Raw genomic sequence first — 22,949 nt, 5'->3', positions numbered from 1 at the left:
AAATTATATCAGTGTATTTAAATATTAACTGTTAGATATTGTTGCTTAAGTTTAAAATTTTTTCCATTAAATTTATAATACTTTCTCAATCTACATGTTGAGTTGTGAGTATTTTTTGTATTAATAATTATAAAATTAGCTCTATATTTATATGACTACTTCTCACATGAGTTTTATTGATTACATTTTAATAATTTTCTAGTAAATTTTTTATTTTTGAGATTTTTTAAAATTTTAAAAGATTAATGTGAAACTCATTTTTTCTGAAATTGATAGAACCTTTGGAAGGATATATTAAATGAGATACTTTTCATACAAATAAAATAATAATACACGCAATACCTTCGATAAATAAGTGTCCGGGAGAATTATATTTTAATGCTAAATAAGAAGATTTAATTTATTAAAATCATTTCTTAATTTATTTCATATTACAATAGAAAATTGTTATTTGGATGAGATAGATTAAATGTAGTTTTAAAATTCTGAACAATCTATAAAGCTTATTCTGTGTACTTTTGATGTATGTAATTCAGCAATTATACAATAATTTTATTTTGTACAAAGAGAGGCTTGAATAGTAATATTATTTTATGAATATTAAAGTAGTGTTTACTTTGTTACTGATCTTTGCATTGTATCACTTTTATACATCGTTTAGCAATAAAGAAATACTAAATATTTGCATTATATTATAATATAAATGTTAAATTTTAGACTTTTAAAGTGGTTTAAGTAAACTTAATAGTTTTCTGTTATGAGGTTTTTTAAAATTTATATGTTAATAATGATGATAAAATATTTGTATGAATTGAATGCATGAAACTAATTTAGAAATGTTCTTTCATTTTTAATATTATTTACGTGAAATTAAAAAAAATCTCACTCGTTTGTATAAATAGGTAACATGGTATAAAATGTTGATGCATTTATTTTTTTTTGATTTGTCATGACTAAAGTTTAATTGTAATACAATTAAACTTTAGTCAATCTTATCAAGATTAGTTTTAATATTGTATATATTCTCTTACAATATTCGATGTTATATATAAATATATTATCTTTTATAAAGATGCGGAAGTATTTCTTTTTAGTTAATAAATATTATCAAACAATATATCATTATATTATCTTGTTTACGTTCTAAAAATATCGTAACAGCGGTAAGTGTAAGCAAAAATTAAAAGATCAACATAAACTTCAATATTTTTTATTGTGAATATTTAGTTTAAAAATATCGAAAAAAAACCAAAATTCAGTGATAAAAATATTTTAATTTTACATAAATTTAAATTATGTTTATGATTTTTTTTACTTAACTATAAGTACGTAAAATTTATATATAATCTTAAATAGAGTGTATATTTTATTGTATCTTTATTTTTTTAGAATATGCACTAGTTTTGTGTAATTAAAGTTATTTTAAAGAAATTTAAGATAATTAGGAAGAATTATGAATAGATTTTTTTATTCTAAGTAAAACTTAAAATATAGTAAATTACTATATAGGTGTTAATGTAGAAACACATTGACTAGTTTTATTTATTATAATTACAAGAAACCTTTGATTGTTTACAGATTTTAGAGGATAAAATTAATCTATTATTTTTTTCATAAAGAAAGATTGTTTTGTTTAAGAATATTATTACGCGTTTTGTTAGTAGTGGGATTTTTTGATAATGATATTATTTCGAACATAAAACAGATGATATTCAAGTGATTTATTAGTGTTTATAAAACATAAAATTCATATTCTTAATATTATAATCAAAGATTATTATACTCTGAGTACAAGAATAATTGTGTGTTAAGTATAGCTTAATTATTAAAATAGTAGATTGATTTTATGTTTAATGATCATCTATCTACAAGTTTTTTGTAAGTTTTTTTATGTGATGTCTATATATTAGACATTATTGACTTTAAATGTAATTGACTTTTAGTAATTTTAGTAAATATTTCCTGTATTCTTACTTTATAAAATTTTAAAATAAGTAATACTTGTAAATAGAGCATTTTTGTTGAGAGGGTATTCAAATATAATCTACTATCAGTTAAGATCTTTAGTTTTAAGAATCTTTAATATCATTTTTATTACTGGTAAGTAAAAAGTATTCGAAAATTAGTTAATATTTATAAATAATATTTTTCATATAAGAAAAATTTTTAAATATTAAATAATATATTGTAGTAGATGTTTAAGGTTTATTTATATATTGTATATATTGTAGAGATGATAACAATATAATAAACATAGAAAATGTTTAATAAATTTTAGTTTTTATAAAATTATTACAACGAATAATGTTGTATTATATACTGCTTTTGATAATGAAAATAGAAAATATAATCCATTACATTTTTAATATGAATGTAAAAAGTATGTGACAGATTTAAATTTCATTTTTTTGTTTTATTAATACATCTTTTAGATGAATAATATTGATTAGGTTTTGTGAAAAAACCATTTATCATGGTGTATTGCAATCAGTATTCAAATTTTATAAAAATCGAGATTATCGGTACTATACCGACAATCTCGATTTTTTATATTTTATAACTTTATGCACTTAATTTTGGTAAATAATTTACATCATACCACCCATTCCATCCATATTAGAAGCACCTAAATTATTAGGAACATTATTTTGAGTAGGTGTATCAGTAATCATCCCTTCTGTCGTAATCATTAAGGCAGAAATTGACGCTGCAAATTGCAGTGCTGAACGCGTTACTTTAGTTGGATCTAAAATTCCCATTTTTATCATATCACCGTAAGAATTTGTTGCCGCGTTATAACCTTCATTACCTTTAGCTACTTTAACATTATTAATAACAACAGAAGCTTCTTCGCCTGCGTTTTCGATAATTTGACGCATTGGCGCTTCCATAGCACGTAATGCAACACGAATACCCATATTTTGATCTTCGTTATCACCTGTTAACGTTTCTAGTCTAGCAGCAACACGCACTAACGCGGTACCGCCACCAGCTACAACTCCTTCTTCAACAGCAGCGCGAGTTGCGTGTAAAGCATCATTAACACGCGCACGTTTTTCTTTCATTTCTACTTCAGTTGCTGCGCCGACTTTAATAACAGCAACACCACCAGCTAATTTAGCGACACGCTCTTGTTGTTTTTCACGGTCATAATCTGAAGTACATGATTGTATTTGTTGACGAATTTGAGTAATATGATTAGCGATTTTTCTTTCCTCACCAACGCCATCAATGATAATAGTTGCATCTTTGCTAATTATAATACGTTTTGCTTGGCCCAAATCTTCCAATGTTACTTTTTCAAGTTCCATACCAATTTCTTCAGAGACAATAGTTGCATTAGTTAAAATAGCGATATCGTGCAGCATTGCTTTACGATGATCACCAAAACCAGGTGCTTTAACAGCCACTGCTTTCACTATACCACGTATGGTATTTATAACTAAAGTAGCTAATGCTTCTCCCTCGACATCCTCAGCAATGATAAGTAAAGGTTTGCTTGCTTTTGCAACACTTTCTAATACTGGTAGTAATTCACGGATATTAGAAATTTTTTTATCAACTAATAGAATAAAAGGGTTTTCAAGTTCAACAGAACCTGTTTCAGGTTTATTAATAAAATAAGGAGATAAATAGCCACGGTCGAATTGCATACCTTCAACAACATCTAATTCGTCTTCAAGACCGTTACCTTCTTCAACAGTAATGACACCTTCTTTACCAGCTTTATCCATTGCTTTTGCTATTAAATTTCCAACGTTTTCATCTGCATTTGCAGAAATGGTACCGACTTGAGCAATAGCTTTACTGTTTGAGCAAGGCTCAGATAGTGCTTTTAGTTCTTCCACTGCTGCAGAAACTGCTTTATCAATACCACGTTTTAAATCCATTGGATTCATGCCTGCAGCAACCGCTTTCAAACCTTTAGCTACAATAGCTTGTGCTAAAACTGTTGCAGTTGTTGTGCCATCACCAGCGACATCATTAGTTTTTGAAGCAACTTCTTTTACCATTTGTGCACCCATGTTTTCGAATTTATCTTCTAATTCGATTTCACGTGCAACAGAAACACCATCTTTAGTAATAACTGGTGAACCAAATGACTTATCTAGAACTACATGACGTCCCTTGGGACCTAAAGTTACTTTAACTGCATTTGCTAGAGTATTTACGCCACAAAGCATTTTTAGACGTGCTTCACTACCAAATTTAATATCTTTAGTTGCCATTATTTTTCCCTTAATTTTTTGTTAGTTGAGAAGTTTTCAGTGAATACTAAACTTCAACAATTGCTAGAACATCACTTTCTGACATAATTAATACAGTTTCATTATCAATTTTTTCAGATTTAACAGTATAACCGTCGTTAAAAATCACAATGTCACCAATCTTCACATCTAAAGCTTTAATCATACCATTTTCTAAAATACGACCATTACCAATAGCTAACACTTCACCACGTGTAGACTTACCTGCTGCTGAGCCAGTTAGAACAATACCACCAGCAGATTTAGACTCAACTTCTGTACGTTTAACAATAATACGATCATGTAATGGACGAATTTTCATTAACATCTCTCCTATAACTACAATTTATAATAAGTATAAAATGATATCAAAATACATAAGTAAACTAGTATCTCAATGTGAGAAATTGGGGCTGTTTAGAACAACTTCAAGGGGTATATTTTTTATTTTACTTTTATTTTATTTTTTTCTTGTATTTTGAATATGCTCGGATCAGTGTATATAAAAGTAATCATCAATTAGGATCCATGACATAATAAGCTATTGACTAACTGCTGATGTTACAATTAAATGTGTTTTTTAATAAATGATAATGCTTATGCATACGCTATTGCTGATCTGACTAATGGCGAATATATAAGCTATGTACATGATAAGTAGTTTTTTGTGTGGAAAAATCAAAATAACATCTTGAGCTAAGAATCGAAAATAATAATGAAACAAAGAAGGACAGTAATTGTTTGGTATAATATTTCAATATTTTAATACAGTTCATAGAAAAAATTTTACTTCTGTTTATATTATATAGTTTTAATAAATTATTCCTATTTTTTAATTAAAAATACGCATAAGATAAGACTATGCTCTTAAAACTTTAAATTGTTAGGTAAAATTAACAGTTATTACGTATCTATTGTAATACGAAAATAAGTGCCAATATTAAATAAAACTATTGATAATAAATTGTTTTTTAATCTTAGTAAGAAGTGTGACTATATATTTTATGACTATGTAAACATGATTCATGCTTACTAATTTATAATTAAGCAGTGTATTTGTGCTTTACCTATTATTTATAAGAATAGATTCTTATATATAACTCGTATTATATTATTAATCAATTGTTTTTTCTTAATTTAAAAGACTTGCGTGAATGATATTTAAAAATAACTAGTAATATTAGTTGTTTATTTAGTATCGATAAAATGATTTAATTTTAATATATATCGTAAAATGAATTATAGTGTAATGTTAGTTTCACTATAAGTGTTGATAAATTACATGATTTATTGATATATAAATAGATTATTGATAATTATCAAGAACACGTTGATTAACACCTTAAATACTTTTAAATGTTGTAAAATATTTATTAGAGCATCATGATACAAATATATTGAAATTTAAAATATTTTAACATTTATATTATAATATTAAACTATTATTTTTATAAACAACATTAATATGTTACTTAATTTGTTACTATTACAGTTAATAAAACGATACTACAGTAAGTAAAGTAAGAGTAGGAATAATTAAAATTATTTTTACTATTATTGAATACAAAACATTATATTATTAATGTAACTATGTAATTACAATAAAATTACCGTTCTTAAGCTGTAGTTATATATTTTAAAATATATCTGTCTAAAAACAGATAGATATATTTTTATGACAAAGAGTTTATGAAATGTCACGTATTAACCCGAATTGATTATACGCTTTTAGCGAAGTCCTTTGCTATGATTATTAAATGACCAGCTATAAGTGCTATTATCTAATGTAATCTTATTTTTCTTTTTCTGAGCATAATTTTTTTTTACTGTTAATTGAACTTCATTAGAAATTTTGGCAATAATTTCTGATTTAACTCGACCATATTCTGCATTAGTTAATGCGCGCCCCCATTTTTTTCTTTCTTGATTTAACTTTGTTTTTACTCGAGTTTTTTGCGCTTCTGTCATTTCTTGTAGCGTTAATATTTTCATTTTTATAACCTTAGTTGTTATATAGGGGTTTATAATGTACCATTTTATTTATAATGTTCAATATGAAAATATCAAGTTTTTTACTAAGGTAATTTATTATTGCGTAATTACAAAGATATCAAGATTTAAGAAAGATAAAATAGTAAATATCAAAATAAACCACAATAGTTAGATATAAAAATATCATTTTTTCATTAGAAAATTGTATTTATTATTTTTCTAAATAAAAAATTGAAATAATTTTTAATCTGTTAAAATATTCTTATGTTATGTATGTTATTAAAGTAAAATTAGCCAATACAAAAACGTATCAGTTTAAAAAATTTACAGAAATTGAATTTTTTAGGTGATAATGAATTAATTTAATATATTCATAAATTTAGATAAAGTATAGTATTTTTATTGAAATATTTAATGATTTTAAACGAAAGAAATCGATATTGATATTATTTTTTTAAGAAAGTTAATAACAGTATTTTTACATATTAAATAATAAAATAATTGATAATTTTAATTAATAGTAATAAAATGTTAGCGATATTTTATCAATTTAAAGATATTTTTTCATTTTCAAGATGGCAATCCATCTTTAAAAAGATAAAGTGAATAATATTATATTGATATATTTAAGTATATGTTAGTTTTTACAAATTTATTTCATTTATAACTAATGACACTAAAATTTATTTTCATAGATTTTGATAAGAATTCACAAGTTATTAATTTTGCTTGTGTAAGTTATACTAAAATATATAAATCATTTTATGTTTTTTATTAATTATTTTAAATACACTGCAAATTAATCTAATTAGTAAAACTTCGTATATTTTGCTTCAATTAGGTTTGCTATAGAATCAATATTCTCTTGAAGTATTAATATGATGTTATGTAATTGTTATTGATTTCAAAAGCTGCGTAAGTAATTTAAATTCACCAAAACAATGCTATTTATATTATTATATTTTAGAGATACTACCTGTCATTAGGACTTGATGTTGATATAAATAACTTAATATATTTATTTAGAATTTTTTAATGTAATTATTTTACATACTCTGTGGACAGAATTTCAAGGATGCTGTTTTTTTTGATGTGTATGACAATGGTGTATTATATAGATACAGTAATTTTCTAGTAAGATGATATTGGTTATAGATTACTCTTTTAAACTTTTGATAAATGTAACATTATGACCTTTAAACTATTAAAGCAGGCATTAAAATAACTATTAGGTTTGTATAAACTACATCTGTAATGTCAGAATAACTTTTGTGAGTTTTGATAAGGTTTTAAGCAAAAAGAATTCGACTTGTATAAAAATAATGATATAGAAATCTTTCAGATATTAAATAATCCATTAAAGTAGATACTCGAGTTTTATTGTATGTCATTATCATAATGCATAACATTACAAATAAATTTTTAATGATAATTAGTTTAAATTTCTTTTGTGTGAGTACAAAACATGTTAATGAAGAATAGATTATATAAGCTAGAAATTTTAAGATAATATTTATTCTATACTGTGAAAAATTTTGAGTATAAAAATACAATTAATTTAATACTTTCAATCTAACATTAAAATGTGCTATTATTTAAGTGTATACTAGATTAGTAAATTTTGATATAGAAAAAATAATAAGACGTATATAAATGTCAAGCTCGATTCTATCGTTCTAGAATTTATTGTTAATGTTTTTTAAAAAAACATTGAGTACAGTATTTGATAGTATTGTATTTAAGGATAATTTCGGTAAAATTCATTTATAGAATAAAACAGTAAAATATAGTGATTAAATGAATTTGAAGAGAAAATTATTCATTCGTTATTTATGTAGTTTAATCAATGATGAAGCTAATAATTTTAGATTATTTCTAATCATTGAGAAAGTTTTTTAGTTTGATAATCTTGAATAAGATAAATGTATTTTTTGTATTATATTATTGATTTTTAAGGATAAAAAACAAAAAAAATCAGACCATTAATAATATCTAAAAAATTGTGGTAAAAAAATAAAACCAGCTGATCATTTATGTATTATTTTAATCATTTTATTTTATTAAGAAAGTAAAATGCAATTAAAATAGAGATAAATTTAGCTATATTATATGATAATAGATAATATCTTTTATTTATAATATGTAGATTTTAGTATTCTAGTATAGTTTTTACTAAAAGAAATACATTTAATTTAATTATACAACATTAGCTATAATGATCAATAAAATAGTATTTGATTAGACATCAATTACTTGCTTAATACAGATTCATAACGTGATAATGCATTCACTGAATAATCAATCACACTGAATTAGCATGCTATATTTTAATATTACATTTTTTATTTTTCACATAATTATTATATCTTTATAATTGCTGATTATACATGCATATTTACATTAAAAGTTGAGTGAATAGTTAGTATTTGTATGTTTAAAATTATATTTTATTGATAATTTTCTATGTGTATCGCTAAAAGCTTAATAATATTACATTTAATTAAATGATATTGTTGTGATGTTTAAAAACAAGAGTTAATTTTTAGACTAGTAGTTTATTATATTAGATTCACTTACTGCATTATTTTTTAAATTGTTTAATAAGTTACCATCTTACAAGTAAAATATATAAATATATTCTGATATTGATTTTAGTTATAGTAATTGATTGGATCTTTATTCGTAATAATAGGTGTACGTCTATTAATAATAGTTTAATGATGATTTGAACTGTACTTAAATATATGTAGTTAGTTAATTATGATAAGTTTCTATAATTATGTTTTCTCAATAATGAAAGTTATCTTATAAAGATATAAAATAATTTATACATTCATTGTGATGAATTAAGAAAGATAGTTTTAATAAATCAAAAACTATTAAAATGCTTTATTTATATTACTTAATTGTAGTGTGATTAGCTATGATCAGGATTTTATGTTAAATATTAAGATATTGCAGCATGTTTTTAAAAGTAGTAAATTTTTTAGTGAGTAAAATTATCTAATGTGTGTTTATTTATAACAATCTTTTTTTCCATTTAAATGATCTTGAGCATCACAATTGCTAGTTAAAGAATTTCACTTATTATATCTTAGTGTGTTTTGTGAAAAAGAAGCGCGTTTAGGAAAACTTTTTCATCTTTTTAAAGTAATAAAATAGTTTTCTTACATTCCCTACTTAGCATAATATAAAACTAATAACTCTCTCTAATATTTTAAAAATAAAGTAAATTGAGAGTTAAATATATTTTACTTTTACTATTCAATTTATTAATCATATTTATCTGTCTAGAAATTTTAGAGGAATTTTAAATTACTCCAAAATAATAGTATCATAAGTAATCAGCTTGCAACATATATGGATGTACAGTTTTTTCATTGTTTTATGCATTTTAATGTATAACAACATTAAGCTGATTGTCGGTAAGTTAGGTAACAAGTAGTACAGGGTTAAATAGAAAGTATTCAATTTTAGATAAGAACATGATATACAATGTTTATGTATACTGTATATAAACATTGGTAAAATTTTAAATAAATTATATGACATAATATAAATTAGTTTGATTTTTTGAGTGTGTTTTAATGGTGATGATATAGTTGATTACATCTTTTTCTGAATAACGATCCACTAATGATATAGGGTTGCGTATTTATTAATTTTGATTTTTTTCACGGTTGTTTAGTTATTAATAATCGTATAAGTTATTATATCCTAAATATTTATTACTCAAGCAATGTACTGAGCATACATATATTAGAAATTTATTGAGGTTTAAATAAAACACACTTTATAATTAATGTAAAACAAATCATGCGATTATTGATATTAAAAATCAAATAAATCTCTATGAATAGTTACTTATTACGAGTTCCGAATATTATTAAAATACTGTATGTATATTTATTAATGATTTATTTAACTGTACTTAAAATTACTAATTTGCATTAGTTGTGGTTGTTGAACTATAGAAAATATTGTTGGAATAGCTATATTATCTATTTATGTAAGTTTAAAATTCGATGTTTTACTAGTTAAGTTGTTGAATTATTAAAATTGTCAATTTTTAAAATTGAGTCATTAATTATTTCTCGAAAAGATAGTAATTTTTTTATTATATTGATATATGTTTATTAAATGACTTAAGAAATTTACCCTATCTAAAAGATAAATAGAAATCTAGTGAAGTGAGATTTAAATTAATAATTAATTGAATCAGAAAGCAATAATTACACAGGTGTTACATTAGTATTTTATACTATTCTAAAGCTAAGTTGATTGAGTGATTGTTTTTACTATAAGTCTCTGTATAAATTGCACTTCATAGTAATATAATTTCATATAATTATTAATATAAATAATATTACTATTTCAGATGAAGTGCAGTATTGAAGTTCTTTAATTTTTTTTTAAAGTAGCACTCATATAAAAAATTTTTATAATTAAGATATAATCAGGTGATATGTTTAAGTTAGTTGCAGAGAATAACATTTACAATATTTTTCATGTTATATCAATAATTAATTGATGCTTGTTTTATTAAATTTATTGATAATAACATAAATATTAATGTAAATTATAGTAACTAGTGATTCGTAATTAATTACTTTTCGTTATATTTTAGTATAGGAATATTATTTATATGTAGGTACTAAATTAATAGACATATTTACGTTTTTTTTGAAAATTTTTATTATTTCTTGACTATAATGTAAATAGTTATAGGAAAGCTAATATCATAAAAGTAATAGTGATTGAAATAAGTATACGACTTGATATTATCTTACTTATTATAAGTGGAATGTTTTTCAGTTTTATCGGTGATATAATTCATTGGAAAGATTCACTAATTTTATATGAAGAGCATTTTCTGTTATTATTTTATTATTAGTCTATTTAAATCACGTCATTTAGAGATATCATGTTATTAAATTTAAACCAGCAACTAGCTGTTGAGTTTATAAATGGTCCATGTCTTGTCTTAGCGGGTGCTGGTTCAGGAAAAACAAGAGTCATTACGAATAAAATTATTTATTTGATTCGTGAGTGCGCTTATAACCCGAGACAAATTGCGGCGCTTACTTTTACCAACAAAGCAGCAAGTGAAATGAAAGAGCGTTTAGCTCAAACTTTGGGTAAAAAAGCAGCTAAGGGTCTTATCATCTCCACATTTCATTCTTTAGGTTTAGAAATTATAAAAAGAGAATATCAAGCACTTAAAATGAATGCTAATTTTTCTTTGATTGATAATCAAGATCAAATAGCACTATTAAAAGAACTTACAAGCGACTTGTTAAAAAAAGATAAAGATTTATTACAACAATTAATTTCATCAATTTCAAATTGGAAAAATGATCTTGTATCACCTAATCAAGTCTTAGAACTAGAAAAAAGTGAAAAAAGAAAATATTTTCTAGAATGTTATCATCGTTATGATTTATACTTAAAAAGCTGTAATATACTTGATTTTGATGATCTTATTAGTTATCCGACTTTGCTTTTATTACATAACAAAGACGTGCGTGAGCGCTGGCAGAAAAAAATTCAGTATTTACTAGTGGATGAATATCAAGATACTAACACAAGCCAATATCAATTAATTAAATTGCTTGTTGGACCAACTTCTCGTTTTACTGTTGTAGGGGATGATAATCAATCCATCTACTCTTGGCGTGGTGCACGCCCTAAAAATTTAATTTTGCTTAGTCAAGATTTCCCGACGCTACATGTACTTAAATTAGAGGAAAATTATCGCTCATCAGGACGAATATTGAAAGCAGCTAATATTTTAATTTCCAACAATCCTCACTTATTTAAAAAAAAGTTATTTTCAAAACTTAATTATGGTCCTACTTTAAAAGTATTAACAGCTTACAATGAAGAACATGAAGGAGAAAAAGTAATCAGTGAATTGATTACGCATCACTTTATTAATAAAACTCAATACAAGGATTACGCTATTTTATATCGGAGTAATCATCAAGCTCGTATTTTTGAAAAAATTTTGATAAAAAATCGCATTCCTTATCGCATCTCAGGGAGTACTGATTTTTTTTCTCTCCCAGAAATTAAAGATTTAATTGCTTACTTTCGAGTCATTACTAACCCTGATGACAATAGTGCATTCTTACGTATAATTAACACACCTCGTCGAGAAATTGGACCGAAAACAATTCAAAAGTTAGGTGCATGGGCTAATCAACGTGGAAAAAGTCTTTATCAATCGAGCTTTGATTTAGGGTTAGAGCAAACTTTAACAGGTAAAGGTTTAGTTGCCCTCAAGCAGTTTGTGTATTGGATCGATAAGATTATTCAACAATCTAAATATGAACCTTTATTAGTTATACGGAATTTATTATGTGAAATAAATTATGAAAGTTGGTTATATGAAGTTTCAACTAACACTAAAGTAGTAGAAATGCGAATGAAAAATATTAAACAACTATTTTCTTGGATAAGTGACATGGTAAAAGGAAATGATTTAGTAGATCCTATGTCATTGAATCAAGTAGTAACACGGTTTACTCTTCGTTATATACTAGAACGTAGTGAATGTGATGAACAATTAAATCAGGTCCATTTAATGACATTACATGCTTCAAAAGGACTTGAATTCCCATATGTTTTTCTTGTTGGTATGGATGAAGGATTATTACCTCATCAAATTAGTATTGATCAAGAGAACATTAATGAAGAACGACGATTAGTTTATGTTGGAATAACTCGCGCACAAAAAGAATTGTTTTTTACTCATTGCAGTGAACGTCGACAGCATGGTGAGTGTGTATTTCCTGATCTGAGCCGTTTTTTATTAGAATTGCCACAAGATGATTTGGAATGGGAAGAACAACATATAGTTGTTAGTGTTAAAGAAAAGATGCAAAAAGGACAGTCCGCGCTTGCGGATATTAAAGCACGTTTAGGATTAAATAAATAAAAGTAAGATCAGTACTTAAAATGCATTACATAAACTTGTGATATTATATAATATAAAAATATAATAATTTTTAAGGTTATATATATTTTAAAATTGAAAAGTCTTATTAGATTTTTATATTATTTCACTTCTGTTTTAAGATTGTTGTATATATAGAGTTATTCATTCATAATGAAATTATATAATGGTAAGAATACATAAAATTATATTAATCTTAAGTGTAACATGAGTATTATTTTAGCAACAAAATAATAAAAATAATTTTACATGCAATAATCAACACAATAAATTAGTTAATTTTATTGGGAATTTGTTTTATTTTTGTTCAGTTTTGTAAGATTAATAGGATATGTGGATATTTAATAATGCAGAAAGAAGATGTTTATATATGTATAAAAAGTAAAAATAAATTAAAATTAGTTATACGTATGTTAGTATGTTTAGGATTCTTTTTGAGGGTATGATGTTAAGTATAATATATAGAATTAATAATACATCAGATATTTTAAATTTTTTTCTAATTTAAAGACTTTTAAGTAATGATTTTCTAATTAACAAAGATTAGTTATTTATTTAATATTATTTTAAAACTCAGTTAAATGTAATGTAGAGTACAAGAAAAACATTTCACGTAATGAGGAATTTATGTATGCTGTAAATACTCTTGAAATTAAATATTCACTCAATAATATCATAGGATTAATTTTTTAATTTTCAAAAAGTATAATCAAAATTAAATCAATTAGTAGGGAAGCATTCAGTACAACAAATGTTAAGTGCTTAATTTTAAAAATTTTAGCTAATAATATTAAATCGCTAATTTAAATGCTTGTAGATTCATTAGAATAATAAGTTTATTTCAATTTTAAAATGAGTTATGTAATTAAATTACTGTCAACATGTTAAACATAAGTTTTTATCTATGAGGTTTAAAATATTAGAAATAAATAAAATTACGATACATAAAATTACTTTAGACTAGCTTGCTGATTACACTCAAAAATAGGAACATAAAGCACTGTTCTAATTCCTGGATTGTTTATCCAAATTTTCATAAATTACGTATATTTTTTATTGGAGAAAAGATTTAAATATACTTAATGTCTTAGTTATTTTGTTTTATTAAGCGTGTTATCATTTTCCTAATTAAAAATTATAATTCTGACTACCTCTGATGTAAGAGATAAGAATATTTTATAGATTTTTAAAACAATACATCACTTTTTTTTCATAAAGTTTTTTGTTTGTTTGGACAATAGTTATTAGTTATATAAACTCACAGAAAAGATATTAGACACTTAACTACAGAAAAAAAATTTTGATCTTCCTTTTCCCAAGAAAATTATTAATAATTAAACATTATCTTTGTTCAAGATACATATTCGCTGAGGTTGTGATTTTATAGTCAATATCATGGATTATCATGGTAATGTATAAATTAAAATTTTGAGTTTCTATTGTAAAATATCAATCATAAGCCATTCTTAAAGAAGATAAAGTTGTTAATAATAGCTTTAATATAGCATTGTCTAATAAGTAAAAACGTTAAATATTTTAAATTCTAAGGAAATTAAATTAATTAGTTTTTGAAAGTTAAACTGATACAGTGATTATTTTTATCATTACATTATTTAAAATAATAAAATATAGACAATGGCTATACTCCTTTACTCAATCATAATGAGAGATATGCATTACTGAAGACATATGCATTATATATAGACATATTAATTATCAGTAAGATATTGATGTTACCTTGGTGGCATTTTTAAAGTTCGTAAACATTTTTATATGATATATTATGAGTTAATAAGTTCACATCTTTATTCATCTCAGGATAGTTTTAAAAAATAAATCATAATCAATAGATTGTTTAATGTTAAAAAATAAAATAGTGCTTTTAAAACATACAACTATCTTTGATCATACTTTCAGTATTCAAGATTTTAGATGATGCCTTTATTGTACAAGCTCATTATATGTATAATTTAAAATCATGAACGAGTATAATAAATTTTATTTTAGTCAATGTTAAAATAAGTGAAAAATTTATAAAATATTTTTAATAAATATAATATGTTCAATATGATTAACTTTATCAAAGTTGAACATTTTTATTACTCTAAAATTAATATAGTATTTTATTGCATTAATTAATTATTGTATTTCATTTAGAAAATCAATATTATATTTAGTATTTGTTGTTATTAATTGAATTTTTCAATACTATAAGAAGAATCTATACTTATAAAATATATACTAATTATTTTTTAAAAACTCATTAGCTTTATAAAGCTAATTCAGAATGCAGTGTGATTTATTAGAAATTAATTTTTGTTAATTCAATAGATGTATAAATTAGTAATGAAGATAAATATTAAAGATATAATATTTATTAGTAATTAGTCTATACTTGCTTATAATAATTTTGTCTTTTATAGTACGATATAAAAGTAAAAAACTGTACATATTTCTAATAATTTTTGTTAACGTTTTAGTCATTTTTTAATATAGAATAAAAAAATTTGTAAAAGTGATTTGCTTATTCTGTGATAGAATATGTATTTAATAGTGAGTGTATAATAGCATATTATTTAATATAAAGTATTTTTTTAAAATATTACATTAATTCCAAAAAAATAGTTCTATGGAGCATGATATGAGTGATAATATTATTAATATAACTGATGCAAATTTTAAGAGTGAAGTATTACAAGCAAACTCACCTATTTTAGTTGATTTTTGGGCTTCTTGGTGTGGTCCTTGTAAAATTTTATTACCTATGCTTTATGAAGTTTCTAAAGAATACATAGGAAAGTTAGTAATTTCAAAACTAAATATTGATACAAACCCACTTACTGTTAAAGCGTATAATATTCGCAGTATACCAACTCTCTTATTAATCAAAAAGGGTGTAGTAGTTGCAACAAAAGTTGGTATGTTGTCTAAGACACAATTAAGAGCACTTATAGATGAGCATTTATAAGTTGTATATGCTATTTTCAACTAATATGTTTAGTAGTGTCTATTTTTTGTAGATCATGTTTTAAATTTTATGTTTCAATATGAAAAAATGATCTAAAATTATTAGATATTCCTTTAGTATAACTATTTTATAAGTTATTATATTTTTCTTAAGTGTATAATTTTTTTAACTTAGTGTCAGTTTTGTATTCAAACAAAATAATAATGTTGATTTTTTTAAATTATCATATAAACATAGACTATATATGAGCTATAGTATTCAGAAATTTTATTTCTAGGATATTGATAATATAACCTAAGGATAGATTTATTTTAAGAATAGTTAAAATTATATAATTGTCTAACAATGTGCATTTAGTTAACAAAATAACTTTTTTAACAAAGGCTTAATGTTTTAAAAAAAAATCAACAAATAGTGACTAATATTCAAATTATTTAATATACATCTAAATATCACGCAACAACGATATTACTATAAGAATAGTGTAATGATGTAATTAGTTGAAATGATTAATGTTAATACTAGTGTTCTTGAATAATTAAATATGTTTACGTTATAATAATATATAGTCCTATATGTATAGAAATTATTACTAGTATTTTTCTTATTTTTCATAATAAATTGTATTGACGCTCAGATATTTCAATGTAATGCTATTGGTGTAATCTTAAATAGTGCAGATTTAAAAAAAATCTATACGTTTTTGTTGTCGGAGTTTATAAATACTAATAAAGCATTATACAGTTAAACTGGCATTTATATCTTATCATATATCTGTCCTCAATGTACGTTCATAGTTTAAGAATTACTCCGAGTTAAAGAACCCACCATTATGAATCTTACCGAATTAAAAAATACGCCAGTATCAGAACTGATTACGTTAGGCGAAAATATAGAACTAGAAAATTTAGCTCGTCTGAGAAAGCAAGATATTATTTTTTCAATCTTAAAGCAGCACGCAAAAAGTGGAGAAGACATATTCGGCGATGGTGTACTAGAAATATTGCAAGATGGATTTGGTTTTCTTCGCTCAGCAGATAGTTCTTATCTTGCAGGTCCTGATGATATTTATGTCTCTCCCAGTCAAATTCGTCGTTTTAATCTTCGCACGGGAGATACTATTTCAGGAAAAATTCGTCCACCTAAAGAAGGTGAGCGTTATTTTGCCTTATTAAAAGTTAACGAAGTTAATTTTGATAAACCTGAAAATGCCCGCAATAAAATTCTTTTTGAAAACTTAACGCCATTACATGCTAATAGTCGTCTTCGTATGGAGCGTGGAAACGGTTCAACTGAAGACTTAATGGCTCGTATATTAGATTTATCTGCTCCAATCGGTCGTGGTCAACGTGGTCTTATTGGTGCTCCGCCAAAAGCAGGAAAAACAATGTTGCTGCAAAATATTGCAGCAAATATTGCTTACAATTATCCTGATTGTGTTTTGATGGTATTGCTTATTGATGAGCGTCCAGAAGAAGTAACAGAAATGCAACGTTTAGTAAAAGGGGAAGTTATTGCCTCTACTTTTGATGAACCAGCAACACGTCATGTGCAAGTTTCAGAAATGGTTATTGAAAAAGCAAAACGCTTGGTCGAGCATAAAAAAGATGTAATTATTTTACTTGATTCTATTACTCGTCTTGCACGTGCATATAATACTGTAGTTCCTTCTTCAGGTAAAGTATTAACAGGGGGTGTTGATGCGAATGCATTACATCGACCTAAACGTTTTTTTGGCGCGGCTCGTAATGTTGAAGAAGGTGGTAGCTTAACAATTATTGCAACAGCTCTTGTCGATACAGGTTCTAAGATGGACGAAGTTATATATGAAGAATTTAAAGGTACCGGTAATATGGAACTACATTTGTCTCGTAAGATCGCAGAAAAACGTGTTTTTCCTGCGATTGATTACAATCGTTCAGGTACACGAAAAGAAGAACTATTAACAGCGCAAGAAGAGCTACAAAAAATGTGGATATTGCGTAAGATTATTCATCCATTAGGTGAAATTGATGCGATGGAGTTTCTTATTAATAAATTGGCTATGACAAAAACTAATGAAGAATTTTTTGATTTTATGAAGCGAGCATAAACATTAATATTTTAAAGTGCATAAATAAAAAGCGTTTTTATGTTTAGCGCTTTTTATTTTTTTTATTTCAACATTTTCATGCTGACAATTTTTATTGAATTGAATAATTATATAATTTTATATCTATTAATTATAAATACAAATCTTTATTTTAACATAGTGAGATGATAATTATATTATGATATTAAATATGAAATATTTAATGATTTTATTTTTAATGCTAAATTATATGATTGAAAATAAAAGTTATGTATTTGATATTTTAGATATTAAATATCATATATCAATTTCACTGAATAAAATAACTCCTTGATTATAGATAATAAGTTTAGTTCATTAAAAATATTATATTTTTAATTATATGTACATATTTATTTAATACTTACTTTATTTCGGGTATAAGTCTTTTGTGCATTTACTAGTAATAAATTTACTCATACAATTAAAAACAAAATTGTAACTATAAATAATGAATACTTTTTTGATGGCATGCATATTACTTGCATTCAATATGAAATTAATATATATGATATAAAATACTTAAATATCTTCAAAAAATATTCCGATAGTTTTATTTTACTTACTTTCTCACCGCAACTAAACACTTGTCTGATGGTAGTTGTATTTTTATGATATATAATACGTGATCTTAAACTTTAGTTTAAGCTTGGTGAATAACCATAAGAAAGTGAATTCATAGATATTAAACAATTTATTACTAATATTTTATATGTTTTTTTTATTTATATTAATATGTATTTTTTATTGTTAGAATACTGAAAAATAGATTGGTAGATCAATCTAATTGTAGAAACACATGCAAACTTCATTCCTTTGGTAGGAATGAGTTACTATATTTTTTGGTATTGTGCACGTTTTATAGCTGATTAATATATTTTTAATAAAACAGTTGTTTCTAGTGTATTTGAGATTTTTAGTATTAATAGATTCTCTTGATTACTGTTTTGATATTAGCAAAAACTTAAGAGTGTGTGTTTAGACTATAGTTGTAGTAGCATGTTTAACAATTGCTAATCTGAAACTTAAATCATTAGGATATATTTTAGGTTTTTAGGTATTGCTCTAAGTTTATTTAGTTATGTTATTATATTTTTATTAAAAATAATTAATGTGTTTAACATAGTAGATAATATTGATAGATTATTAGGTAGCTTATCTTATGTATTTTTTGGTTCATTAAGTTTGTTGTTTTATTAATATAAAACTTATGCACTTTTATTTTTGTGTTTTGTTGTTATTGAAGCGATCTTTCCTTATCTTTTCTGAAATCTTAGCGTGTTAGGTTAGAAATTTAAAGTTTTTATGGGTGGTACAAAACAGTATTTTGATTGGATTTGCAATTATTTGGATGTTTCTTACATCTAATCAGAAAAATATACATCTAATGAATTTTGTCATTGTACTATATAATTATGAAAGTTTTCTTAATAAATCTAGTGGTTATTATGTATAGACGTGTTTGTAAAAATGAATTCATTTTCTTCTGATCGTAAACATCTTCACTATTGAATAATAAGTTTAGGATTGACCAATAGAGAAACTTGTATTTGAATCACTTTATTGTCTATTTTTTGGCGTGTGTAGGTATTATAGGTGAAGTCTTAACATTTGTTCCTAAATAGGAACATTAGCGCTACTCTTTCTGAGTTTGGGGTTTATAGTTATTGTATCAAACGAGCTTGGAAGGTGTCTAATTTTAGTAAATGCGTAAAACGTCCTGTACGCGTCGGATCTGTATGTTAATGATAAACAGAAAATACAGGATCTATATAATTACACACTGAAAAATATAATTTAATGAGTATCACTAACAATAGCAATAAAATTTAATACCTATACTCTATAAAGTTTTTTGTGGTAAAGAAAATTGTTAAACAAGTTACTTTAATGATGAGGTGTCAATGTTACTTAAAAACTGATTATTACAAATTAATGATACATAATAAACTGAATAAAAAATATGGGATTATTAGATTAATCGAGTAGTAAGATTATACTTGTATCTATAGATTAATTTACAATATAACTGATACTATTAATTGTATTGTAGATATAGTCATAGATTAAATAAAATATTTTATTAACATCTTCTTTCAAATACAAGTGGGACTAAAACCTGTATAATTAATTTTAGGAACCTTAATTAATAAAAATATCATTCATGATAATATTAATTAAATGAAAATATAGCGTTAAAATTTATTTATGTAAGATATATTAATTTATTTAAACATATATTCAAGTTTTAAAATAAGGTAGTGCTTATAATTAAAATATCATGTCTATTAATAAAGCTTTTGGACTTCAAAATATTTATTGTAAGGTTTTATGATAAGAGGTTGAATTGTGAAAAATTACACACTGTAACTCTGAAGAGTATACATATTAAAATCAAAAATTACAATGTTATCTATATTGAGTATGATGACAATTTTAAAATAATTTTCACGCTTATCGTTCTTTTAAATAACTAAAATTTTTTTAAATGCGGTAGTTCATAGATGGTATAATAATTCTCTTAATTCTATTAATGGGTGATCTTATATTAGTCTGGAATTTTCTCTCCGCTATTCATTCTTATTTTTAATATTTAATTGGCTTAAATGTTATTTATTTATAACAGTGGTATTTTGAAATAAAAGTAACTGCTTACATTAAATAAACATAAGAAAATTATGGTGCATGTATTAATTATACGAGGTATTCAATTAGAGGTTATTAAATTAAACCATTGGTTCACGGATTGAACAATCATGTATCTTTTTAATTAGACTGCGTGTTACGATCTAGTATTAAGACATACTCAATGGTAGTGCTAGAACTATTTAAAATTTTCTCTGTTTACGATTTTAATACCATTAATTAATTTAAGATTTAATAAAATGAACGTATTATATTTTGAATAAATTAAATATGTTTTAAATTTTGACTTGATTTTGTTCTGATTCAGAATAATATAATCATAATGGAAATCAGTTTTTTTGTATTCTATCATCGTATTTCAGTTTAAAATGCATAGGTAAAACTACGACGTGGAATATTTACTTACTATGGCTGGAAGAAAATATTCAGAAATAATAAGGAATGTGTAATATTTTGTTTCATAGAATTAGAAATTACATACTTAAATTTATTGAAAGTATTGATTTTAGATACACATAATTTTTACAAATTATAGTGTTTTTGATGTGTGGTTATAAGCTGTAAAATTGAATGATGAATCATGAAAATTTTGGTATTGGTTTTTAGCATATTTATCGTGTATTCACAAAAATTGCGTAAAATCATTTTTTATGCTCAGTATGTGTATTGTGTATATTAAAATTCGAATTTTGCTAAACTTGTGTAGCGTATCTTTCGTAAATTTAATAATATCATTTTTATCAATCCCATAAAGTTATTTGCTATTTATTTACTGTTATTTATTTAATTGATGAACGCCTTTTATTTAATTCTAATAGATTTTGGTAGAATTTTGGAGAAAATTCTATTTTAGGTAAATTAATTTGAGTTGTGAAAGACGTAACTGAGTATCGTAAAGATGTAGATTGAAACATAATATATCTTGTTAGTATCACTTCAAAAAAAATTGTAGAAAAAATTTACCAATTACTAATAAATATAGCGAAATATTATTTAATGAGACGTATTTATAACCTTTGTAATGATGACCATGTCTGTAAATGGGTTCTTGAGATACTAAACAATCAGATAAAACGATGAGTTTGAGCTGTTTTTGTTTTTCGTATTAACTGTATCATTTTACCAATATCAATAACCTTGGCATTATACAAATAAGTTATTAGTGTAACAGCAATCAGCATGTTATGGATGCTATCAATAAGGGGAAGTTCATATTTTTGAGTCTGATTAAATTTAGTTAGTTCAGGCGATGATTTCAGTAGATTAGCTTAAAATATTCATAAAATTTGAGACCAACTATGCGTATATAGTTTCGGTTCAATATTATTTACAGGAAAATATACATTTAATGTAGTATGTTCGACAATATCTGAAGAATCTATTTTTCGTTGAAGCTACTGAGAAGGTATCTTAATGGATAGTACCAACATGTTTAGACTTAACAGACTTAATATTTTTTATAAAATAGCTAAAATATTAAATGTTAATTTAATTCATTGCCATGAACATATTTACCAGGACAAATTATAATAAAGTGAACTCAACAATCGTATTGAAAAATGGGGATACAGAGATTATCTATTAAAACCGGAGAATTCTATAAAATTTTTTTAATATATTAGTTTAAAAAAAATCAGCACTTCATGATGACTATTTTACATCTGGACTCAGGGGGGTTATGATACTGTATTGGAGTGGATAGATATTTATAATGTCATAACATTTACAATAATCACGCTGAATTTATATAATGCGTTCAATAAGTGATATTCAACCAATATAGATAGTGTTACAGGTTTAAAACTACTCTCGATGATTACTGAGCTAAACAGGAAACAATTGATTGAATATTCTTATCTTCTTTTAATCTTATCTTTAAATAAAATATTAATAATTTATGTGAAAGCCAAAAAAATTGATATTTCTAATTATTTATATTACTAAAATGATCGCACACTGGAATAAAGATAAAATTTATGTAGTGGAACCATATGTACATAAACTGCAATTGTATTAGAATTGTGTTGT

The 22,949-nt window shown here is 24.3% G+C and carries 6 protein-coding genes; 3 read left to right on the top strand and 3 right to left on the bottom strand.

Going from position 1 to position 22,949, the window contains the following annotated elements; all coding sequences use genetic code 11:
- Positions 1-2,588: 2,588 nt before the first annotated feature.
- From groL to GFV14_RS03610, 3 genes are all read right to left on the bottom strand, one after another.
- On the bottom strand, positions 2,589-4,229 hold the full coding sequence (groL, locus tag GFV14_RS03620) for a chaperonin GroEL (protein WP_457914299.1): 1,641 nt from the start codon (positions 4,227-4,229) through the stop codon (positions 2,589-2,591).
- Positions 4,230-4,275: 46 nt separating this feature from the next.
- Positions 4,276-4,569, bottom strand: a complete 294-nt coding sequence (locus GFV14_RS03615) for a co-chaperone GroES (protein ID WP_457914298.1) — start codon at positions 4,567-4,569, stop codon at positions 4,276-4,278.
- 1,406 nt (positions 4,570-5,975) lie between these two features.
- Positions 5,976-6,239 (bottom strand): DUF3811 domain-containing protein, encoded by a 264-nt coding sequence (locus GFV14_RS03610; protein ID WP_457914297.1) that lies wholly within the window; start codon positions 6,237-6,239, stop codon positions 5,976-5,978.
- Between the two features lie 4,924 nt (positions 6,240-11,163).
- Here GFV14_RS03610 and rep point away from each other — a divergent pair.
- From rep to rho, 3 genes are all read left to right on the top strand, one after another.
- The gene (gene rep / locus GFV14_RS03605) at positions 11,164-13,179 is read left to right on the top strand and encodes a DNA helicase Rep (RefSeq protein ID WP_457914296.1); all 2,016 of its coding nucleotides are present in this window, start codon (positions 11,164-11,166) and stop codon (positions 13,177-13,179) included.
- 2,659 nt (positions 13,180-15,838) lie between these two features.
- The gene (trxA, locus tag GFV14_RS03600; RefSeq protein ID WP_457914295.1) at positions 15,839-16,165 is read left to right on the top strand and encodes a thioredoxin TrxA; all 327 of its coding nucleotides are present in this window, start codon (positions 15,839-15,841) and stop codon (positions 16,163-16,165) included.
- A gap of 832 nt (positions 16,166-16,997) precedes the next feature.
- On the top strand, positions 16,998-18,257 hold the full coding sequence (gene rho, locus GFV14_RS03595; RefSeq protein WP_457914294.1) for a transcription termination factor Rho: 1,260 nt from the start codon (positions 16,998-17,000) through the stop codon (positions 18,255-18,257).
- Positions 18,258-22,949 lie beyond the last annotated feature (4,692 nt).

Source organism: Candidatus Hartigia pinicola, assembly GCA_020541205.1.
Classification (GTDB): Bacteria; Pseudomonadota; Gammaproteobacteria; order Enterobacterales; family Enterobacteriaceae; genus Hartigia; species Hartigia pinicola.
Note: the sequence above shows the minus strand (reverse complement) of the source record. Positions and strands in the feature narration are given on the sequence as shown.

Coding starts and splice junctions, on each gene's coding strand:
- groL (WP_457914299.1), bottom strand. CDS start 4,229: ATGGCAACTAAAGATATTAAATTTGGTAGTGAAGCACGTCTAAAAATG.
- GFV14_RS03615 (WP_457914298.1), bottom strand. CDS start 4,569: ATGAAAATTCGTCCATTACATGATCGTATTATTGTTAAACGTACAGAA.
- GFV14_RS03610 (WP_457914297.1), bottom strand. CDS start 6,239: ATGAAAATATTAACGCTACAAGAAATGACAGAAGCGCAAAAAACTCGA.
- rep (WP_457914296.1), top strand. CDS start 11,164: ATGTTATTAAATTTAAACCAGCAACTAGCTGTTGAGTTTATAAATGGT.
- trxA (WP_457914295.1), top strand. CDS start 15,839: ATGAGTGATAATATTATTAATATAACTGATGCAAATTTTAAGAGTGAA.
- rho (WP_457914294.1), top strand. CDS start 16,998: ATGAATCTTACCGAATTAAAAAATACGCCAGTATCAGAACTGATTACG.